The sequence below is a fragment of the Streptococcus suis YS56 genome (genome assembly GCF_000440115.1).
Classification (GTDB): domain Bacteria; phylum Bacillota; class Bacilli; order Lactobacillales; family Streptococcaceae; genus Streptococcus; species Streptococcus suis_L.
This window is the reverse complement of the sequence record NZ_ALMY01000001.1, coordinates 1-15,857: the sequence shown is the minus strand read 5'-3', so window position 1 is coordinate 15,857 and position 15,857 is coordinate 1. Positions and strand designations below refer to the sequence as shown.

The following is a 15,857-nucleotide window of genomic DNA, read 5'->3' as shown; positions in this document are numbered from 1 at the left end:
TTTAGTGTACCCTGTTTTCTAAAAAAACAACTAGAATTTTCTCAACTTTCTATTGACTTTTTACCACTAGACTTTTCTATGGTATAATGTGGTTGAAAATTAGCATAGATAAGGACAGCAATTGCTGGCCTTTTTTATTTTTTATCTACCTCCGAATAGAATTTATCACCTTTCGCCTTTACTTCTTGAAAGTAGGCTCTGTAGCTTTCGTCTTGAATATCATCAAGGTCGATTTGCTTTGCCACTTCATGTACTGGTTCGTTATAGTCACAGCAATGTAAGTGCCACAACTGGTTCTCCTTCAATGCATTTCTATCAAATGCACAGGAACTTTGAGCAGCTGCGAAAACAAGTGCTGTCAATAGTTCTTCGTCTAGAGTGATTGTAATCATTTCGCCCTCCATTTCCGTCTATTTGCTTTTCTGGACATAGCAGAACTGAGCACCTGTTCCCATACCTGTCTGCCGATAGCAGCGAAAAGCTGATGGTTCTGCTGTTTGAGAAAATCAATCTTCTCTTCCTGCTCTTGCCGGTCCTTAATCAAACGTTCATTTTCATTTTCCAAAAATTCATATCGCTCAATAGCATCCTTCAAATCATCAATGACATCACGCTGTCTGGCTGTAATGCCGTTTCCAAAATTTACAATCCGACTCATGTATACCTCCTAAAACGGCAAGCCATCATCAGTAATATCCATCGGCTGACCAGCAAAATTCGGTGGCATCTGCTCATCCATACTGGAATGATTAGCAGTATTGTCACGCTTTTCCAATACCTGGAAACTCTCCGCGACTACCTCAGTCACGAAGACACGTTGCCCTTGCTGATTATCGTAGCTACGTGTCTGGATTCGACCAGTAATACCAATCAAGTGACCTTTCGTAGACAGACAGCTTCGTCACACCCATTTCGGTCGCAAATTGGTCTCTCGTCCATCCTGTCTTTTGCAGGATGTATTTGATTTTATCTGCTGTGGTCATCTACCACACCCCCTCAATTTCCAGACGATTGTCTGATAAAAGATTGAATTCAAAGCCGATTTGACAATCCGACGAAAGACGAACCAACCCAGTTTCCAAATCTACTAATTCATGCAAAACTGGATGCACGTTGGCTATCGTTAAAACAACCTCCTTGTCCTCGTCGTACATCTGCAATTCTTTGATTAGTTCTTTAATGGTCATTCCAATTCCTCCAAATTAAAGTAATCTGTTAGTTCCTCCTTCAATTCTTCTAACGAACAATTTTCCAGCATATCAGATATATCTCCCATCGTAGTTTCTTTGTCTAGGGTATTTTCTTCAACTGCATCAGCTACCCATTTTGGATGTGCTCCAGCGTATGAAAACTGCTCTTGCGGTAATAAGTCAAGTAACACTTCATACCGTTCCTCAAGTGATATGAGTGCGCCTAACGTATTGATAAATTCAATATCGTCTTTTCTTTTTTTGTAAACCGATGGTTGATTTTGTTTTACAATCTCTGCATATATTGCTGACCACTCTTTTTCTGTAAAGCTTGATTTTTCAACCAATGCTCCATATTCAATTTCGTTTCCATCAACTTTAACTTTGTAGTTCATATCATTTTCCTCCTGTATTTATTTTTGTAATTCCTCCAACGCTACCCATCTGCATTGTGGGTATTTTTTAGCCTCTTCTTGGGTGTAAAGAGTTGCGTATTCTTTGACTACTCCTGAGATGTCTGTTTTCCCTGTGGAGAAAAGTTGCCTACCGCCCAAATTATGAACACGGACATATGTATATTTCCAATACCTCGGCTCTGTCACATCGACCAGCAGCACACCTAGTTTTTCGTTAGTCATTAGTTACCTCCATTGACAAAGCTATAACTTGCCTCGCTTCCTCACTAATATACATGAGCGTCACACCCTTTTTTAAATTTTTAATATCATTTTTGGTCATATTAACCGTATGAACTTCGTACTCATCGCCTTCAAAATGAATTTTAGTCACTTCTCTATTTGTCATTGGTTGCCTCCATCAATTCAGGATTTTCATAGATTCTGTTTTTTACGGTTGACCAATCGCAATTGTAATACTGTGCAAGCCAATTGACTGATTTCCCCTCACTAAGAAACTTTTTCAATTCTGGTAATGGGATATTCACACGCTTTTTCATCTTCATTCCAAGCCTTTTCCTATTCGCTTCTGCTATCTTTGATTTATGTTCATCCGTAAAAACTCTGCCTGTGTTATGGCTTCTATTATGGCTAGAATTTAATATAACCGAAAGATTTTCTTTTCTTGCATCGAGTTTATTTCCGTTAAGATGATGAACACTAAATTCAAAAGAAAGCCTGATTCCCAACCAATATTGCATCAATAACCTATGAATATGCACTTTTTCATTATGAATAGAAATTGCTGGGTAGTTCCCATGTAAATATATCTTCTTTTGAGAAAGTGTTGGTTTCGATTGATACCACAGCACAGCTTGCTCTAGGTCATATAAATCAACAATACAGTCACACTCGTTTACAAAATTAATCTGCCTCTGGATTACTAAGGTCAATTAAATCGCCTCCTTCCCATACGTTGCCGATGATTTCGCAGTCTTCATTGCGAAGCCACAACTCACATCCTCTTCTTCGGTTATCGATTCTCCAAGAACCTCCTCGAAATCTTGTTACTTTGAAAAACTCGTAGTCAGATGAAATGGTATATCTCAGTTTAACCACATCCCCCTCAAAAATCTCCTTGCCGTTGACATCCAACAGCCCTGTGGATTGCATGACAATCAAATCTTGACCTATAGGCTCAAACCTATTAACGCCATCGACACCTCTAAAAGAACCTTCGTCATCTAGCCATACGCTATCTGGGGTTAGCCAAATCTTATAACCTTTATCCCAAAATCTAAACTTCGGTATCATTTTCTGCCTCCGCATCAAACTTTACCTCACTAAGCACAGCGTGGCCTAGCCTGCCGTTAATTTTGACTGCAGCAACTGGTCTTGCATATGGTCGATCAAACAAATCTGTGCCTGCGTCTTGAAAAACACCCAAAAATTCAGCTTGTTTCCATTCTTTGTTAATCCTTACCCTACAGGGCTCAGAATGGTAGCCTACAGTAATTTTTCCTCTCATGATTCTATCTCCTGCAAAAAATTCTTTAATTTGTCAAAATTGATAACGGCCACTTCTTCAACCCTGCATCTCCCAATATCGAAATTAGGGTCATCTTTCCCAAATTCTCTTTGGATTGCCGTTTCAGCTTCTGACGGTAAATAGAATACACTGGCACCATTTTCCAAAGTGAGTATGTTACCATTTTTGGAAACGACTCTGTATCCGATGCTATACGGTCTGATGTTAGTTGGCACTTTACACCTCTTTGACTCATCTTTTGATGTCTGTTCTAGTGTTTTGACCATCACTCCACCTCCTTCGCAAACCCTGCATCCCACGCCCACTCAAAATCCTCTTTGATTTCGGCTTCGGTGAGATGGCAATAACGCGACTGCTTATATGTTTTATGATTCTGTTTGGAAATGTGTATCTTACCGCCATCTTTTCGCAAGCATAATACATTAGCGCTAGTATTATTCGGATTCGGTATCTCAACCGTGTACAGAGGCTCTTGCTCGACCTCATAGCCGAACAGCCAAGCTAGCATAAACGTTTCTGTATTGGTATCCAGCCATTTATTAAGTTCAAGGTCGTTAGGATACACAGTCCAAACCCAACGAAGGTTGGGATGACGTTCTTTGGTTTCTTTAATCCATTCCGCCACAAACTTCGGCACCACAACCTTCTGCGGTTGTATATTTATTTCAGAAATAATATTACAAGCATTAGTATAGGAAATCCAACCAGTTCCGTTTGCTATTTCTGTTAACTTCTCAATCGCTTCATGCTTATTCATCTGTTTCCTCCTAAAATAATGTAATCTGTGATTTATATTCTTCAAGTCTGGCCAGAGCTGATTGGTAAATTTGTCCGTCTTTCTCGCAACCGACGTACTCCAACCCTGCCTCTTCAAAGGCGATTAAGCTACTAGCCGACCCGACATGGGTATCTAGGATTTTGTCGCCCTCTGTGGCATATTTTTGGATTAACCAACGATATAGATTAACAGGTTTCTGTGTAGGGTGTATCCTTTTCTCGTTCAATCGCTTGTTCCCTTGCTGGACATGACCCTCAGAGATAGATTTCCCCTGCATCATGCCATTCCACATATACCTAAACAACCGCACGCTGTCATGCATACTGCAGTAAGCAATCTCACAATCCGAAAAGCTCGATTGTCCATTGACTTTATCCCAAACGATGCGACCGGGACCAAAATCATATTGGTAATAATTTACACCCCATATAATCTGATTTTTGGAAACTCTGATTAGTTCCTCGAAATAATCCTTGCCGGGTACATCCCATTCACTCGTCTGTCCATACAAACGTTGGACGCCAATTGGGCTGATTTTCCGTCCGTAGAATTTCCGCTCTTCGGGCCCACTAAAGTACGGAGGGTCCACAATAGCAAGGTCAAAATAATTGCCAGGATACTCACGCATCACATCCATACAGTCTGCATGAACAAATTTACTCATCTGTTTCCTCCACATGTCCCGCAATAGCATTTTGCCTTATTCCCGTCTTTGTCATAAAATCTAGGCGACCTAGCTCCGTTGTATTCTAATTCAGTTGTCACGCCATTCATTCGACAAAATGGACATGTATCTTCGCTGTATGTCCATTCTCCACAGACTGGACAAGTCGGAGTGACTGAGTATTCCAACTCACCTAGCATGTTCACGCCAATTTCTCTTTTGTAGATTACCTTTGCCATCAGCTCTCCTATCTCCTCGTTGAAAATGTGATTGATACATTGGCTTGATATACAAAATCATGTCCACATTCACCGCAATCAGTTGTGTGTTCAGATTCATCCATAAACGAATAGTTTTCATCCACATCAAACGAATCATATCTTGTACCGCACCAAGGGCAAACAATGTCATCCTCGCATTCGGTTTCTTCTACTTCGCCAGAAAGGATATCATTCGTAAGTTTTTTCTCGTTCTCTTCATTCATGCAAGAAAAACAATATTGTGAGAGAAACCACGTTCTGTCCTTGCCGCATTTAATACACGTTTCTTTTGTCATCAACTCCCCCGTCCTTTCAAATACTCAGGCATATCATCTCCGACACTAACACTGTCATACTGTTCCCTGGTCACCAAGAACTTCCCATAGGGACCAACTTCGACATAGTAGTGACCATTGACAATGCCCTTATCTGTGACCTTGCCAATCATCTCAGTGCCAGCGTTGTCTGTCTGGTAGATGATTACGGGTTCGCGGGATTCTAGCTCAGCAATCTTTTGCTTTGCTTGCCTTAGATTAAATCCAAGGGAAATCACCAATCCTACAAGGATGGGTATTAGAACCTTCTCAAATCGTTCCATTCGCTTTCTCCTCTTTTTCTGGCACTACCATCAACTACCTCCATACCTGGTCCGATGATACTCCACCGCCATACGATCCAGCTCTGCCACAAACTCATCACCAGGCAAAGCCATCAAGCGAGCCTTTTCCGACATCCGAAGCGGATAGTTGGCTACTTGCCAATCCAACATCTTATCTAATTTCAAAAATCCGTCCATTAGTCCTCCTCAATCAAGTAGAAATTGCCATAATCTTTCAAAGCCCTAGAAACATGGATAGCAGCTGCACGACTAGCAAACCGCATGGCCTGTCGCTCGTTTCCGTAAAAAATATCAATCCCTGTACAGTTGACTCGTACTTCTCGGATGAAAGGCCTATCCTGCTTCGAGCCATGTTTAAGTTTCACCATTTTCCATAGCCTCCAGTTCCGCATAAATAGCTGCCAACTTAGCCTGCCCCTCGGCAGTCTGTTTACCTGCTAAGACTTTTTCAGCCCAGTCAGGCACAGGCTCTCCCTTTTCGTCAGCCAGCATTTTTGCCTTCAAAGCCTGCATACGTTGCATGGCTTCTTCTGAATTGTCCTGCTCAATTTCTTCCAAGGCCCAGTCAGGAATGTTGGTTTTTCTAGGCTGGGAAGTATTTCCATTCTGGAAAGAGTTGCTTTTCCTATCGACAAAGTTCCGTTGCTCCTCATCCTGTTTGGCTATGGTCCTGATGTCATTCTTGGCCCAGTTCTTCAAAATGGCATTGACATAGCCAAAATTACGCTTGGCGTTGTCTGCAGCCCTATCGATAGCTCTCTTGACAAGTGCAGGCTCAAGTTTGTCAATGTCTAAGTAGTCCTTTAGTTTCTCATACTGATAGCCGTCCAAGGAACCAATTCTATGTTGGTAATAATCATAGATATTTAATTCAGTAGCAGGTTTAACAATATCTACTTCTGACTTTATCTCTTTCTCTATATCTATCTCTTTTTTTAACTCTATCTCTTTTTTTAACTCTATCTCTTTCTCTAACTCTAACTCTGTTGGACAGTTGTTGGACACCTGTTGGACATTGTCCAATCTCAAAGTTTTTCTTTGTTCACGTTTGTACCTTGCCCAATCCGTTTCTTGCTCCATCAGAGCTGGCACTTGCAACATTTCAGCATTGTTTTCATCATCAACTTGTACCAAACCGACACCTTTAAAATATGCAAGTGTCATCTGGATTTCCTCCTCTTTGATGTCTAGGCGGACAGCGAGTTCCTTTTCCAACGTTGGCAAAGTACCCTCATAGTATATGACGCCATCTGTCGCAAGTGATTCCAGCATGATCATTTGATAAACAATAATCATATCCTTTCCGCCTGGCATACGGAGAGCTTGCTTAATAGCCAAGTTTTTGAAGAAGTTCTGGTCAAGTTTTAACCAAAAAAACACTTTTTTCTTCTTTTTCATTCCTTCTCCTCCCACATTTCAGCGTTGATACCTTTATTAAACAAATCCTGTTGGTAAACTCTGGCTTCTTGCCAAGTATTAAAAGATTTCTTGTAGTGGTACTTCCTGCGACCACGTTTGGTTTTCTTCGCCACAACCCAAACCATAGCTAGACCTCACGTTCTGCCAATAGTTCCGCCTGGCACTTGTTAACATTCTCCAAGAAGGCAATCCGTCTGCGTAGCTCATCAATCAGCCTAGCCTGCCCGACACATTCCTGATTTTTCAGCAAAGCCAGTTTTTTGTATTCCTTGGCTGTGTGTCTAGCGTTGGCCAATTCACGTTCGAGCTCATGTTGACTTTGAGGAATGTAATCCTCTTCCTCCACACTCAAAAACTTCTTCATCATTTCCAAAAATTTCATCCTATCCTCCGTAGTATCTGTGAATCTGCAAGTAACGCAGATTCCGTTCTGGTTGCTTTTCTTCAATCACAGGCTCTTTGACCTCTATTTCAATCTTCATCGGCTTTCTAATTAGCCAGATAAGGATAGTGGTCAAAATAGCAATGAATACCAAACCTTGCTCAGTTGTCAACATCAATTCTTCTGTCATATCCCACTCCTATGCTAATGCTTGCCAATTATCCCGAAGCCAGACACGAACGGCATCCCGTGGAATGCGAATACTCCCGTTCTCGTTCTTAATGGTCGGCATACCTTTTGAAATGAGATACTTCACAGTCGCATCGCCAATTTTCAACCATTTTCTAAACTCAGCTTGGGTCATAATTGGCGGATAGGTATTGTCAGGGTCAAACATCTCCGACTTTTCAGCCCATGCCATAGTCATGATATTTTCCATTTTTTCTTTAAAAAAGCTTTCAAAATCAATCATAATATGTTACACTTTCTTTGTATCTTTAGATTTGAGCCTGATTGCCGTCAGGCTTTTTTGCGTTTTACAGTTCATAAGCGTTCATCTCCGAAATTTTCATTTTGGTATTTGTGCTTGGTTCCCATGTCATCCAGTAAGACAATGCCGCTTCAGCAAATTTCTTTGGCAACATGTCATAGCGATTGATGTTAAAATGGTCTTTAAAATCAACCTCAGCTTGTCGAAAGACTGACTGTGCAAAGACTTTATCAGCATAGGCTGGACTATCAATTCCACCTAGACAAGCGACGACACGGGCTTTTCTCTTCTTCAGCAAGGCTTGGGCAAAGCTAGGATGAATCGGTTGTTCATTTTTGAGATAGTCAACATCTTGAGCCAATGCCAACTGCTGCTCTTTCAGTTTCTTCTGACCAGTAAATAGAGCAATGAAAGCTTCATCAGATAAATTCTCTGGCACATAAGCACCCTGTTGGCGAATCTGTGGTAACACCTCGCTAGTAACCCAACGTTTGAATTCTTTCGCCTGTGGCAACTTACTGGACAAAATTAGTGAATAGAGACCAGATTCATTGATGATAACCATTTCTTGAATGCCACCGCTTGTAGGGATGCCCTGTTTTAGGGCGTCCTCTGAATCAACATGAAGTGCAATCGCATTTCGTGATTTTGAGTAGCCTAAAATATCTGCTACATCTTTCCCAACAAACCAAGGTTCGTTATTAATGGTTATAGTACGGACCTCCTGTCCGTGAAAAACAAAAATTTCGTTCATAAAATTCCTTTCTAATTTGGTATAATAAAAATAAAAACGATTGGAGAACTAGCGTGAAAAAGTATATTGTGCCTGAAACAAATTGGAAAATGTTTTTTCAATCAATCAACGAATTACCAGAGCCGTTTAGCTCCGCTCTGCACTCAGCTATATTTGATTATCTAGCAAATACTGCTCAAGACATTTTCCCAAATTTTAAAGATGAAAACTTAACAATTATCTTCGCTCCATTTATTGACTGCCCTGTATCCTTTCCAGATGACAACTTGATTTTCTTGCACTTGCAAGAAATTAATGAGCATTCTCAAGTCATTTACCAGCTGGGTCATGAACTATTACACGCTTACTACAAATCACCTTCTAATACACCAATGTTTTGGTTTGAAGAAGTCTTATGTGAGGTATCTTCCCACCTATTTCTACATGGATTTGCGAAAGAGTGGTCTAATTCTGATAACCCTCTTGTTCAAAGCTTTGCTGACTTTACGCTTTCCTACAGTAATTCACAATTACAAGAAAGCGAACCTGTAAATCTAAAACAATTACCTTTGGACTACTTAAAAGATAATCCCACAGGAAATCGTAAGATAAACACTTACATCGCTGCAATGATGCTGCCAGTATTTCAAAAAAGACCAGATTTTCTAGCAGAGTGTCGGAAACTGTCAGAACTTTATACAGAAACTGAATTAAATACCTTTTTCGACAAAGCTTATAGCCTAGTTTCTCCCGAATATCATCTAGAATTAAAGAAATTAGAAATTTTGTTTATCTAACACCTTCTATCCCCTGATGAATCTTTGACTTACTCTTGAGACCGTCAAGATTACTGTCAGAGATACCTCTTCCTTTCGAAAGTGCATCGTTAATCAATGCCAGCACCTCTTTTTTATCTGTTTCTGTAAGATGTGGATATAATTGTTCTCCAAGTCTATCCACCCTCTCGGCTATATAAGTCACAGTCCTCAGTATTTCATTGAGGGCTGTTCTTTCTAGTTCGTTCATGTCTTCCTCCTTCCTAGTTCGGTTGAAAAATTTGATATAATGTCTTTATGAAAAAATTAATTAAATACCTATTCACGGTCGAAAATATTATGAGCATCGGAATGATTGTTCTCTTATCATTCTTATATTTTTCTGTACCCCAAATTGAAAACCCAGCTATTAATATCCTTAAAAGTATTGATGGAAAGAAAATGCTTCTTGTCTTGTTAACATCAATTTTCTTATCTGGAATATCCGCCTTTTTCATCGTTGACTTCCTGAAATACATTTTCAAAAATGACGACGATATTCATTTAGATATAGTCTATATACTTTTCACTGTATTGTTAGGGCTTGGATTACTAAGAGTTCTGACAGAAGAGCAATTCAGTTTAATCTCCACATTCATCGCTTTCCCGCTCTTCGTCACATTCCCTAAAATCATCAAGAAGATAGTAAAAAAGCGGAGCGTTAAACGCGAAAACGACAAGTAGGACAATTCCGATGGTTGCTAGGTCTTCCATAGTCCCTCCTTTCTAGTTCGGTTGGTTGAACCTCTGAAAAACCGTTTATTTTTGTATCGGCTGCTTTATAGCCCGTTCTTTTACTAAATTTATAAGTGATTTACGGACATCGAACTGAGAAGACAGCCTAGCATGCCATAAACGATCATGTGCTTCCTCATAAGTGGAGCATTCTTCAAGGAGCTTATCGACTATTTGTTCCAAGCCATCCCGAATAATCTCTTCAAAAATCTTATCCTCTGTTTGTTTTGCACTTTCCGGCAATTCCCTCTTGATAATCATGTCATTCCCCTTTCCGTAAACAGCAGAGCCTCACCGCCCTACTCCTCTCGCAACTTCTCCGCCAGCACCAACCGCACATAAGCCGCCATTGACAGCCCTAACCGCTGGCACTCCACCCCCAACCGCCTCTTCATCTCATCCGACAAAGACACATGGATAGACGTCATGGTCATCACCCCCTTACCTGTTAGTTAAAGTTCTTGAAGAAGTCAAGAACTTTTTATACAAGTATTGTATAAAGTTTGACCAAAGACTGACCATTGGGGAAATGGCAGAGCTTCTATGTTTATTAAGACAAACCGTGTCTCTTTTTGCCTGCTTCAATAAGATTGCGTCGGATTTCTTCCGCTTCTTCCATGCCAACACCGAAAATATCAGCAACAATGCCAGCCTGTCCACGAGGGTCATTCTTTATCTTGTTGAGCATCTTATTATAATGTTCAATCTTTTCAACAGTCTTGTCGTAGTCCAGCAGACCATTCTCGTCAAAAATTTCAAAACTGATACCGTGTCCACAGGCAGGAGTTTTATCAAATACTTCCTTATTTGGAGCAAGTAGATGAATTTCTTTGCCGTCATCATAAATGTGAAATTCTGTAAAATCAATAAGTTCTTCCATAATTTTTTTCCTTTCTTTTCAGTTCCTGACTGACAGCTAGCACGGTCATGACCAGGGCAATGAACAAAACCTGCCGACACGATAGAAAGAACCCGAAGGTCGGAAAGCCGGAAAAGGTTCGTGTCGGAAACCGTACTAGGTGACAATCAAGAACTGATAATGTGCTGTAAATAGCAGAGCTGGTAAGTTTGTTACCTAATTTTTTGGTATACTAAATGTAAAAATATGATTGGAGAGTAAATATGCCAGACTTTTCAAAATGGGAAACTTCTGATTTAATCGCTTTTGTTACTATTGTCATCTTAGGTGTCTCCTTGATTTCACCAATGATTGTAGCCTTTGTCCAGAGACGTACAGAATTGAAATCTAAAATGTTAGACATATATAAAGAAAGTTACAGTAAACGCTATAACAGAGAATACTATATATTCCAAGATTACATCGAAAAAAGCGGTACTATCATTGCCAAATTGGATTCTTCTCAAAAATTATCAGATAAAGAAATTCAAGAGTTCGAATCTGCTTCACTAAAATGCTTAATATTTTTATCTGAATCAGAACGCTCTGAGTTCGATGTATTTCGGATAAATGTCAAAAAAGCATTAGGTATTGAAGACCCTAGAGAAAAGAAGACATTTATGCATCCTGATTATTTTAAAGAGTTAAACAAAACAATCGTAGGATTTTCACGACTTTCTAACAAAACAATAATTGTCAGTCCTATTTATTCTTCCTTCAACAAGTGCATCAATATAGCTGCACAACGACTGGCCACCATACAGGCAGAAGAAAAAGTGCAATTACATTTAGTACAAATAACACTACTGGAGCACCTTCATCGAATATCATTAACGATATTGCGAAAGTTAGCATCTCTATGTAAGTCAGTAAAATCAAAAGTATGCAAGTAATTCCTATCCAAGTCATTCTATGTCATCCCCCCTTTCCATAAACAGCAGAGCTGGTTAGTTTGTTACCGTTTTGGTGACTTTCTTGGTAAAAAAATTTCTTGAATAGGTTTGTTAAAAAACTTACCCAAGAAAAACATTTCGTCTTGTGTAAAAGGTCGTTGCCCTTTTTCTTTCTGACGATACGCATTTTCAGAAATACCAATTTTGTCAGCCATTTCTTCTTGCGTTAAATTTCTTTCTTTACGCAAACCATACAACAATGTTTGCAATAACCATCACTCCTTTCTATGTAAATAGACCAATCAGCCACCAAATCAAGCCAACCAGCCCGACCAGTGCCAACAGATTAACCAACAATCCACCCTTGATAGAGATAGTCGTCTTTGCCCTGCCATCCTGACTGACAAAGGTCTTTTCATAACTACCAAAGAGAATTTTTTTCCAACTCATAAGATACTCCTTGCTGGAAGTACAGCCCATGTGGTACACTATACCTATCCCTCTCACGAGGGAGGGAGGCTTTCTGCCCCCCTACTTAATCAAGTTACCACTCGATTAAGTATTTTACTCGAAGTCTAAACCAAAAGAACTGAATGTCGAATTCGATTTCTCTGCGTTTAGGCTTTTTTTCGTGTCTTGCCATCGGCTGTACCTCCTGTGTTATTAGGCTAATTCCTTAACCTTGACTTAATTATATCACCGCTTCGGTGACTTGTCAACACTTTTTTTACGAAAAACACAAAATTGTTTCCTTTTTGGTGATTTTTTTGTTATACTACATTTAATAACAAAAGAGTAAAGGAAAAATATTATGGAATTGAATGTATATATCGGTCAAAAAATTAAAGACTTTAGAAAATTGGCAGGTATGACACAGACCGACCTTGCTCAACGATTAGAAACAACAAAGCAAACAATAAGTAGGTATGAAAAAGGTGACAGAAAACCAGGTCAAGATACTTTGTTTGAATTAACGGATATTTTTAAAGTAAGCATTGACGATTTCTTTCCACCTACCACCCCCACCACAGCCCCTAACAGCCTCATAGAGCAGATTTCGGACAAGGTGGTGCAATTAACCGAACCCAACCAGAAAAACGTGCTACGCTACTCCAGTGAACTGCTAGACGAGCAGGAAAGAGGCAGGACCATCTCGGACAATGTCATTGATCTCTACGACACCAGAAAACGCATCAACCTACCCGTACCAGGCAAAGTATCCGCAGGCACAGGCTACTGGCAGGAAGACGACTACGACACCATGGTCAGCTTCTACGAAGACGACATCCCAGACCAGAAAGACTTCGACACCATCGCCATAGCCGTCGGACACTCCATGGAACCCAAAATCAAAAACGGCGACTTCCTCTTCATCAAATTCACCCCTACCATCGACCTAAACAAAATCGGCATCTTCCAAATCGACGGAGAGAACTATGTCAAAAAACTAAAAAGCGACCACTTAGAGTCGCTCAATAAAGACTATGACAATATCCAAATCACAGAAGGCATGCGAACCATCGGCGAAGTCGTGGATGTGTATAGGGAGGGGTAGGAAGAAACATGGAACAATCAAAAATTTATAAAACTAAAGAAAAATTCGACAGTATTGTTAATCAAACCGAAGATGAAGCCATCGACTACTGGTACGCCCGTGACCTCATGCCATTACTCGGTTACGAACGCTGGGAGAATTTTCACAAAGCAATTCACAGAGCCATGAACTCCATAGAAACCAGTGACACCAAGGTGTCAGACCATTTTCGTGAGGTCACGAAAATGGTTCCGCTAGGTAGTGGTTCTGAACGTCCAGTAAAAGACTATATGCTCACCCGCTACGCTTGTTACCTCATCGCTATTAACGGTGACACCAACAAAGAAGAAATCGCCTTTGCCCAATCCTATTTCGCGGTCCAAACCAGAAAGCAAGAATTGATTGAGGAACGACTTCATTATATCGAACGCACCGAAGCACGAGGAAAACTCAAAGAATCTGAAAAACGTCTGTCTCAAAACATCTATGAAAGAGGTGTTGATGACAGAGGTTTCGGACGAATTCGCTCAAAAGGGGATATGGCACTATTCGGAGGACACAGCACTCAAGAAATGAAAGAACGCCTTGGAGTCAAAAACAACCGTCCGTTAGCCGACTTCTTGCCAACTCTGACCATCGCTGCGAAAAATCTAGCCACTGAGATGACCAACTACAATGTTGAAGAAAATGACCTCCACGGCGAAAAATCCATTACAGATGAACACGTTTTAAACAATACAACCATCAGAAACATGCTCGCACAACGTGGCATCAAACCAGAAGAACTACCACCAGCAGAAGACTTAAAGAAATTAGAACGCAAAGTAAAACAACAAAACAAAAAGCTCATCAAAGAGTCAGGTAAATTACCTTAATCCCCCCGCCGAAAACATGTGCACCATCGGCGAGGTTGTGGAGGTGTATAGGGAGAAATAACATAATTTACTTGACAAAATATAAAAGAGACTCTATAATAGAACCATACGAAGTGGCCCGGATGCCCGATGCATCCTACCGAAAGAGTCTCAATTTATTTGAGGCTCTTTCGTGCTTTTATATTGAGAAACTTAGACAAACCATCAATCTCTACAGACTACTTAATGACAAAAACTAGTTTATTGGATACAATATAGTTACTAACCTAGGTTTCACCTAGTGCAAAAACGGAGTTGGCACAAGCTGCCACATCTGAGCGGTAACTATTCGTAGTTGCCGCTTTTATTTTACAACAAACAAAAAAAGCCCTACGCTCAACTTTGGACGATCCGAGCGTAAGGCGGTGGATAGTCAGAAACCTGCTTTGCAGTAGGTCTCTTTACTATACCCATTTTATCAAATTTGAAAGGGTAAATCAATGGCATCTTATAGAAAACGTAGCAACGGCTGGGAATATCGTATGTCTTACAAGAAACCAGACGGCACTTTTGGCTCCAAGTCACAAGGTGGATTCAAGACCAAGGCTGAAGCGGTCATTGCAGCTTCCCAGGCTCAAATCGACTTAGAAAATAATGTTATTGTCGATAAGACCGTAACTCTCGCAGATTATTTTGAGCATTGGGCTACTGTACATAAGAAACCCCACATAGACCCAGTCACATTCGAAAAATACGAGTTTACCCATAAGAAAATACTGGAATACTTCCCTGATGTCAAGATGCACAAAATCACCCCTACAAGCTACCAGAATGTGCTGAATTTAATGGCAGATAGATTTGTCCACTCAACTATTAAACTCTTCAACCAGCACGTCAGAGGAGCTCTCAAGGTTGCAGTCTATGAAGGAACCTTGAAAAAGGACTTTACTACTCTTGCCAAAGTACATTCCAATGTTGATTCCAAGGACGAGGCAGACAAGTTTATTGAATTGGAAGAATACCTTGAACTAATCGCCCACTCCAGAAAGAATATCAAGCACCAATCCCACTTCTTCATCTATCTGGTATCCAAGACTGGACTTAGACCAGCAGAGGCTCAAGGACTGACTACGGATGATATGTATGACATACTAGAGTTAGACATCAATAAGACCTACAAGATCAGCGGTAAGAATAAAGGCTGGAAAGGGACTAAGAACAAACAATCAATGCGTAGAGTGCCATTTGATAGTGATGTCTGGGAAGCATACCAAGAATATCTTCAAACAGGCTACATAGACAACCCAGAAAAACGGCTTTTCATCAGAGCATCTGACACAGCTATTAAAAAGGTTATCAGGAAGAGAGCCAGCAACCAGTTAGCAACACCGCACAGTCTTCGACATACTTATGTGAGCTATCTCAAACATAAAGGGATTGACATTCTAACCATCTCCAAACTGATTGGCCATAAAGATGTACTAGAAACACTCAAGACCTACACCCACCTATTCCAAGACCAGAAAGAAGATGACTTTGAGAAAATCAGACAACTATTCTAAAACTTTTTGGACAAATTTTGGACAAGGAATGAAAAAAGCCCGATTTAACGGGCTTTTTAAGGTGGTTCTAATCCACCCTGAGGGAAT

The 15,857-nt window shown here is 40.3% G+C and carries 35 protein-coding genes and 1 pseudogene; 5 read left to right on the top strand and 31 right to left on the bottom strand.

What is annotated here, in order from left to right:
• Nucleotides 1-134 precede the first annotated feature (134 nt).
• The 25 genes and pseudogenes from SST62_RS0100190 to SST62_RS0100075 form a co-directional block, all read right to left on the bottom strand.
• Nucleotides 135-392, bottom strand: coding sequence for a hypothetical protein (locus tag SST62_RS0100190; protein WP_029185822.1), 258 nt, complete (start codon nucleotides 390-392; stop codon nucleotides 135-137).
• Entirely contained in the window at nucleotides 389-658 is a 270-nt protein-coding gene (locus SST62_RS0100185) for a hypothetical protein (protein ID WP_029185821.1), read from the bottom strand. Before SST62_RS0100185 ends, SST62_RS0100190 begins: the two co-directional genes overlap by 4 nt.
• A gap of 9 nt (nucleotides 659-667) precedes the next feature.
• Nucleotides 668-883: pseudogene (locus SST62_RS0100180) on the bottom strand (single-stranded DNA-binding protein); the annotation flags it as partial.
• Nucleotides 840-983, bottom strand: a complete 144-nt coding sequence (locus SST62_RS1000000112515) for a helix-turn-helix transcriptional regulator (RefSeq protein ID WP_153309586.1) — start codon at nucleotides 981-983, stop codon at nucleotides 840-842. The pseudogene SST62_RS0100180 and the gene SST62_RS1000000112515, both read right to left, overlap by 44 nt.
• Entirely contained in the window at nucleotides 984-1,187 is a 204-nt protein-coding gene (locus SST62_RS0100175; RefSeq protein WP_029185819.1) for a hypothetical protein, read from the bottom strand. It lies immediately after the preceding gene.
• Nucleotides 1,184-1,585 carry a hypothetical protein gene (locus SST62_RS0100170; RefSeq protein ID WP_029185818.1) on the bottom strand — a complete coding sequence of 134 codons (402 nt, stop codon included), beginning with the start codon at nucleotides 1,583-1,585 and terminating at the stop codon, nucleotides 1,184-1,186. The genes SST62_RS0100175 and SST62_RS0100170 overlap by 4 nt, the downstream gene beginning before the upstream one ends.
• Nucleotides 1,586-1,603: 18 nt before the next feature.
• Nucleotides 1,604-1,828, bottom strand: coding sequence for a hypothetical protein (locus tag SST62_RS0100165; protein ID WP_029185817.1), 225 nt, complete (start codon nucleotides 1,826-1,828; stop codon nucleotides 1,604-1,606).
• The gene (locus tag SST62_RS1000000112510) at nucleotides 1,821-1,994 is read right to left on the bottom strand and encodes a hypothetical protein (RefSeq protein ID WP_153309585.1); all 174 of its coding nucleotides are present in this window, start codon (nucleotides 1,992-1,994) and stop codon (nucleotides 1,821-1,823) included. The genes SST62_RS0100165 and SST62_RS1000000112510 overlap by 8 nt, the downstream gene beginning before the upstream one ends.
• Nucleotides 1,984-2,538, bottom strand: coding sequence for an HNH endonuclease (locus SST62_RS0100155; protein ID WP_029185816.1), 555 nt, complete (start codon nucleotides 2,536-2,538; stop codon nucleotides 1,984-1,986). Before SST62_RS0100155 ends, SST62_RS1000000112510 begins: the two co-directional genes overlap by 11 nt.
• Nucleotides 2,510-2,899, bottom strand: a complete 390-nt coding sequence (locus tag SST62_RS0100150) for a YopX family protein (protein WP_029185815.1) — start codon at nucleotides 2,897-2,899, stop codon at nucleotides 2,510-2,512. Before SST62_RS0100150 ends, SST62_RS0100155 begins: the two co-directional genes overlap by 29 nt.
• Nucleotides 2,883-3,113, bottom strand: coding sequence for a hypothetical protein (locus tag SST62_RS0100145; protein ID WP_029185814.1), 231 nt, complete (start codon nucleotides 3,111-3,113; stop codon nucleotides 2,883-2,885). Before SST62_RS0100145 ends, SST62_RS0100150 begins: the two co-directional genes overlap by 17 nt.
• A complete protein-coding gene (locus SST62_RS0100140; RefSeq protein WP_029185813.1) occupies nucleotides 3,110-3,400 on the bottom strand; it encodes a hypothetical protein in 291 nt (96 codons plus the stop codon). The genes SST62_RS0100145 and SST62_RS0100140 overlap by 4 nt, the downstream gene beginning before the upstream one ends.
• The gene (locus SST62_RS0100135; RefSeq protein ID WP_029185812.1) at nucleotides 3,400-3,891 is read right to left on the bottom strand and encodes a DUF1642 domain-containing protein; all 492 of its coding nucleotides are present in this window, start codon (nucleotides 3,889-3,891) and stop codon (nucleotides 3,400-3,402) included. Before SST62_RS0100135 ends, SST62_RS0100140 begins: the two co-directional genes overlap by 1 nt.
• A 10-nt stretch (nucleotides 3,892-3,901) precedes the next feature.
• Nucleotides 3,902-4,576 carry a DNA methyltransferase gene (locus SST62_RS0100130; protein ID WP_029185811.1) on the bottom strand — a complete coding sequence of 225 codons (675 nt, stop codon included), beginning with the start codon at nucleotides 4,574-4,576 and terminating at the stop codon, nucleotides 3,902-3,904.
• Nucleotides 4,573-4,815, bottom strand: coding sequence for a hypothetical protein (locus SST62_RS0100125; RefSeq protein ID WP_029185810.1), 243 nt, complete (start codon nucleotides 4,813-4,815; stop codon nucleotides 4,573-4,575). The genes SST62_RS0100130 and SST62_RS0100125 overlap by 4 nt, the downstream gene beginning before the upstream one ends.
• An 8-nt stretch (nucleotides 4,816-4,823) precedes the next feature.
• The gene (locus SST62_RS0100120) at nucleotides 4,824-5,132 is read right to left on the bottom strand and encodes a hypothetical protein (protein ID WP_029185809.1); all 309 of its coding nucleotides are present in this window, start codon (nucleotides 5,130-5,132) and stop codon (nucleotides 4,824-4,826) included.
• On the bottom strand, nucleotides 5,132-5,434 hold the full coding sequence (locus SST62_RS0100115; RefSeq protein WP_029185808.1) for a DUF1372 family protein: 303 nt from the start codon (nucleotides 5,432-5,434) through the stop codon (nucleotides 5,132-5,134). Before SST62_RS0100115 ends, SST62_RS0100120 begins: the two co-directional genes overlap by 1 nt.
• A gap of 30 nt (nucleotides 5,435-5,464) precedes the next feature.
• Nucleotides 5,465-5,632 (bottom strand): hypothetical protein, encoded by a 168-nt coding sequence (locus SST62_RS1000000112505; RefSeq protein WP_153309584.1) that lies wholly within the window; start codon nucleotides 5,630-5,632, stop codon nucleotides 5,465-5,467.
• The gene (locus tag SST62_RS0100105) at nucleotides 5,632-5,823 is read right to left on the bottom strand and encodes a hypothetical protein (RefSeq protein WP_029185807.1); all 192 of its coding nucleotides are present in this window, start codon (nucleotides 5,821-5,823) and stop codon (nucleotides 5,632-5,634) included. Before SST62_RS0100105 ends, SST62_RS1000000112505 begins: the two co-directional genes overlap by 1 nt.
• The gene (locus SST62_RS1000000111810; RefSeq protein ID WP_029185806.1) at nucleotides 5,810-6,853 is read right to left on the bottom strand and encodes a DnaD domain protein; all 1,044 of its coding nucleotides are present in this window, start codon (nucleotides 6,851-6,853) and stop codon (nucleotides 5,810-5,812) included. Before SST62_RS1000000111810 ends, SST62_RS0100105 begins: the two co-directional genes overlap by 14 nt.
• A complete protein-coding gene (locus SST62_RS1000000112500) occupies nucleotides 6,850-6,987 on the bottom strand; it encodes a hypothetical protein (RefSeq protein ID WP_194283576.1) in 138 nt (45 codons plus the stop codon). Before SST62_RS1000000112500 ends, SST62_RS1000000111810 begins: the two co-directional genes overlap by 4 nt.
• A 14-nt stretch (nucleotides 6,988-7,001) precedes the next feature.
• Nucleotides 7,002-7,256 carry a hypothetical protein gene (locus SST62_RS0100090; RefSeq protein WP_029185805.1) on the bottom strand — a complete coding sequence of 85 codons (255 nt, stop codon included), beginning with the start codon at nucleotides 7,254-7,256 and terminating at the stop codon, nucleotides 7,002-7,004.
• 1 nt (nucleotide 7,257) lies between these two features.
• Nucleotides 7,258-7,446: a hypothetical protein gene (locus SST62_RS0100085; RefSeq protein ID WP_029185804.1), complete on the bottom strand. Its 189-nt coding sequence runs from the start codon at nucleotides 7,444-7,446 to the stop codon at nucleotides 7,258-7,260.
• A gap of 9 nt (nucleotides 7,447-7,455) precedes the next feature.
• On the bottom strand, nucleotides 7,456-7,683 hold the full coding sequence (locus SST62_RS0100080) for a helix-turn-helix domain-containing protein (RefSeq protein WP_228376823.1): 228 nt from the start codon (nucleotides 7,681-7,683) through the stop codon (nucleotides 7,456-7,458).
• A 109-nt stretch (nucleotides 7,684-7,792) separates the two neighbouring features.
• Nucleotides 7,793-8,500: an ORF6C domain-containing protein gene (locus SST62_RS0100075; protein ID WP_029185802.1), complete on the bottom strand. Its 708-nt coding sequence runs from the start codon at nucleotides 8,498-8,500 to the stop codon at nucleotides 7,793-7,795.
• Between the two features lie 53 nt (nucleotides 8,501-8,553).
• Here SST62_RS0100075 and SST62_RS0100070 point away from each other — a divergent pair, with 53 nt between their 5' ends.
• Complete coding sequence (locus tag SST62_RS0100070; RefSeq protein ID WP_029185801.1) at nucleotides 8,554-9,276, top strand: hypothetical protein; 723 nt, start codon at nucleotides 8,554-8,556, stop codon at nucleotides 9,274-9,276.
• Here SST62_RS0100070 and SST62_RS0100065 read toward each other — a convergent pair.
• The 4 genes from SST62_RS0100065 to SST62_RS0100045 all read right to left on the bottom strand — a co-directional run bounded on the left by SST62_RS0100065 (nucleotide 9,269) and on the right by SST62_RS0100045 (nucleotide 10,909).
• The gene (locus SST62_RS0100065) at nucleotides 9,269-9,505 is read right to left on the bottom strand and encodes a hypothetical protein (RefSeq protein ID WP_029185800.1); all 237 of its coding nucleotides are present in this window, start codon (nucleotides 9,503-9,505) and stop codon (nucleotides 9,269-9,271) included. The two genes, SST62_RS0100070 and SST62_RS0100065, sit on opposite strands and share 8 nt — an antisense overlap.
• 371 nt (nucleotides 9,506-9,876) lie before the next feature.
• On the bottom strand, nucleotides 9,877-10,008 hold the full coding sequence (locus tag SST62_RS1000000112960; protein ID WP_266577655.1) for a hypothetical protein: 132 nt from the start codon (nucleotides 10,006-10,008) through the stop codon (nucleotides 9,877-9,879).
• Between the two features lie 45 nt (nucleotides 10,009-10,053).
• The gene (locus SST62_RS0100050; protein ID WP_029185798.1) at nucleotides 10,054-10,290 is read right to left on the bottom strand and encodes a hypothetical protein; all 237 of its coding nucleotides are present in this window, start codon (nucleotides 10,288-10,290) and stop codon (nucleotides 10,054-10,056) included.
• 289 nt (nucleotides 10,291-10,579) lie between these two features.
• A complete protein-coding gene (locus SST62_RS0100045; protein ID WP_029185797.1) occupies nucleotides 10,580-10,909 on the bottom strand; it encodes a hypothetical protein in 330 nt (109 codons plus the stop codon).
• 242 nt (nucleotides 10,910-11,151) lie between these two features.
• Here SST62_RS0100045 and SST62_RS0100040 point away from each other — a divergent pair, with 242 nt between their 5' ends.
• Nucleotides 11,152-11,820 (top strand): hypothetical protein, encoded by a 669-nt coding sequence (locus SST62_RS0100040; RefSeq protein WP_029185796.1) that lies wholly within the window; start codon nucleotides 11,152-11,154, stop codon nucleotides 11,818-11,820.
• A 62-nt stretch (nucleotides 11,821-11,882) separates the two neighbouring features.
• On the opposite strand, the gene SST62_RS0100035 is transcribed toward SST62_RS0100040, so the two are convergent.
• Both SST62_RS0100035 and SST62_RS1000000112730 read right to left on the bottom strand, forming a co-directional pair.
• Complete coding sequence (locus SST62_RS0100035; RefSeq protein WP_014636684.1) at nucleotides 11,883-12,089, bottom strand: helix-turn-helix transcriptional regulator; 207 nt, start codon at nucleotides 12,087-12,089, stop codon at nucleotides 11,883-11,885.
• 16 nt (nucleotides 12,090-12,105) lie between these two features.
• Nucleotides 12,106-12,270, bottom strand: a complete 165-nt coding sequence (locus SST62_RS1000000112730; RefSeq protein WP_194283575.1) for a hypothetical protein — start codon at nucleotides 12,268-12,270, stop codon at nucleotides 12,106-12,108.
• 361 nt (nucleotides 12,271-12,631) lie between these two features.
• Here SST62_RS1000000112730 and SST62_RS0100020 point away from each other — a divergent pair, with 361 nt between their 5' ends.
• From SST62_RS0100020 to SST62_RS0100010, 3 genes are all read left to right on the top strand, one after another.
• On the top strand, nucleotides 12,632-13,375 hold the full coding sequence (locus tag SST62_RS0100020; protein WP_029185795.1) for a helix-turn-helix domain-containing protein: 744 nt from the start codon (nucleotides 12,632-12,634) through the stop codon (nucleotides 13,373-13,375).
• 8 nt (nucleotides 13,376-13,383) lie between these two features.
• Nucleotides 13,384-14,229, top strand: coding sequence for a DNA damage-inducible protein D (gene dinD, locus SST62_RS0100015; protein WP_029185794.1), 846 nt, complete (start codon nucleotides 13,384-13,386; stop codon nucleotides 14,227-14,229).
• Nucleotides 14,230-14,708: 479 nt separating this feature from the next.
• Nucleotides 14,709-15,770, top strand: a complete 1,062-nt coding sequence (locus SST62_RS0100010) for a tyrosine-type recombinase/integrase (protein WP_029942375.1) — start codon at nucleotides 14,709-14,711, stop codon at nucleotides 15,768-15,770.
• The last annotated feature ends 87 nt before the right edge of the window (nucleotides 15,771-15,857 follow it).

Coding starts and splice junctions, on each gene's coding strand:
- SST62_RS0100170 (WP_029185818.1), bottom strand. CDS start 1,585: ATGAACTACAAAGTTAAAGTTGATGGAAACGAAATTGAATATGGAGCA.
- SST62_RS0100090 (WP_029185805.1), bottom strand. CDS start 7,256: ATGAAATTTTTGGAAATGATGAAGAAGTTTTTGAGTGTGGAGGAAGAG.
- SST62_RS0100075 (WP_029185802.1), bottom strand. CDS start 8,500: ATGAACGAAATTTTTGTTTTTCACGGACAGGAGGTCCGTACTATAACC.
- SST62_RS1000000112960 (WP_266577655.1), bottom strand. CDS start 10,008: ATGGAAGACCTAGCAACCATCGGAATTGTCCTACTTGTCGTTTTCGCG.
- SST62_RS0100175 (WP_029185819.1), bottom strand. CDS start 1,187: ATGACCATTAAAGAACTAATCAAAGAATTGCAGATGTACGACGAGGAC.
- SST62_RS0100020 (WP_029185795.1), top strand. CDS start 12,632: ATGGAATTGAATGTATATATCGGTCAAAAAATTAAAGACTTTAGAAAA.
- SST62_RS0100115 (WP_029185808.1), bottom strand. CDS start 5,434: ATGGAACGATTTGAGAAGGTTCTAATACCCATCCTTGTAGGATTGGTG.
- SST62_RS0100045 (WP_029185797.1), bottom strand. CDS start 10,909: ATGGAAGAACTTATTGATTTTACAGAATTTCACATTTATGATGACGGC.
- SST62_RS0100040 (WP_029185796.1), top strand. CDS start 11,152: ATGCCAGACTTTTCAAAATGGGAAACTTCTGATTTAATCGCTTTTGTT.
- SST62_RS0100145 (WP_029185814.1), bottom strand. CDS start 3,113: ATGAGAGGAAAAATTACTGTAGGCTACCATTCTGAGCCCTGTAGGGTA.
- SST62_RS0100050 (WP_029185798.1), bottom strand. CDS start 10,290: ATGATTATCAAGAGGGAATTGCCGGAAAGTGCAAAACAAACAGAGGAT.
- SST62_RS0100010 (WP_029942375.1), top strand. CDS start 14,709: ATGGCATCTTATAGAAAACGTAGCAACGGCTGGGAATATCGTATGTCT.
- SST62_RS1000000111810 (WP_029185806.1), bottom strand. CDS start 6,853: ATGAAAAAGAAGAAAAAAGTGTTTTTTTGGTTAAAACTTGACCAGAAC.
- SST62_RS1000000112510 (WP_153309585.1), bottom strand. CDS start 1,994: ATGACAAATAGAGAAGTGACTAAAATTCATTTTGAAGGCGATGAGTAC.
- SST62_RS0100190 (WP_029185822.1), bottom strand. CDS start 392: ATGATTACAATCACTCTAGACGAAGAACTATTGACAGCACTTGTTTTC.
- SST62_RS0100080 (WP_228376823.1), bottom strand. CDS start 7,683: ATGACTATGGCATGGGCTGAAAAGTCGGAGATGTTTGACCCTGACAAT.
- SST62_RS0100165 (WP_029185817.1), bottom strand. CDS start 1,828: ATGACTAACGAAAAACTAGGTGTGCTGCTGGTCGATGTGACAGAGCCG.
- SST62_RS1000000112730 (WP_194283575.1), bottom strand. CDS start 12,270: ATGAGTTGGAAAAAAATTCTCTTTGGTAGTTATGAAAAGACCTTTGTC.
- SST62_RS0100065 (WP_029185800.1), bottom strand. CDS start 9,505: ATGAACGAACTAGAAAGAACAGCCCTCAATGAAATACTGAGGACTGTG.
- SST62_RS0100120 (WP_029185809.1), bottom strand. CDS start 5,132: ATGACAAAAGAAACGTGTATTAAATGCGGCAAGGACAGAACGTGGTTT.
- SST62_RS0100105 (WP_029185807.1), bottom strand. CDS start 5,823: ATGGTGAAACTTAAACATGGCTCGAAGCAGGATAGGCCTTTCATCCGA.
- SST62_RS0100150 (WP_029185815.1), bottom strand. CDS start 2,899: ATGATACCGAAGTTTAGATTTTGGGATAAAGGTTATAAGATTTGGCTA.
- SST62_RS1000000112505 (WP_153309584.1), bottom strand. CDS start 5,632: ATGGACGGATTTTTGAAATTAGATAAGATGTTGGATTGGCAAGTAGCC.
- SST62_RS0100085 (WP_029185804.1), bottom strand. CDS start 7,446: ATGACAGAAGAATTGATGTTGACAACTGAGCAAGGTTTGGTATTCATT.
- dinD (WP_029185794.1), top strand. CDS start 13,384: ATGGAACAATCAAAAATTTATAAAACTAAAGAAAAATTCGACAGTATT.
- SST62_RS0100135 (WP_029185812.1), bottom strand. CDS start 3,891: ATGAATAAGCATGAAGCGATTGAGAAGTTAACAGAAATAGCAAACGGA.
- SST62_RS0100185 (WP_029185821.1), bottom strand. CDS start 658: ATGAGTCGGATTGTAAATTTTGGAAACGGCATTACAGCCAGACAGCGT.
- SST62_RS0100140 (WP_029185813.1), bottom strand. CDS start 3,400: ATGGTCAAAACACTAGAACAGACATCAAAAGATGAGTCAAAGAGGTGT.
- SST62_RS1000000112515 (WP_153309586.1), bottom strand. CDS start 983: ATGACCACAGCAGATAAAATCAAATACATCCTGCAAAAGACAGGATGG.
- SST62_RS0100125 (WP_029185810.1), bottom strand. CDS start 4,815: ATGGCAAAGGTAATCTACAAAAGAGAAATTGGCGTGAACATGCTAGGT.
- SST62_RS0100130 (WP_029185811.1), bottom strand. CDS start 4,576: ATGAGTAAATTTGTTCATGCAGACTGTATGGATGTGATGCGTGAGTAT.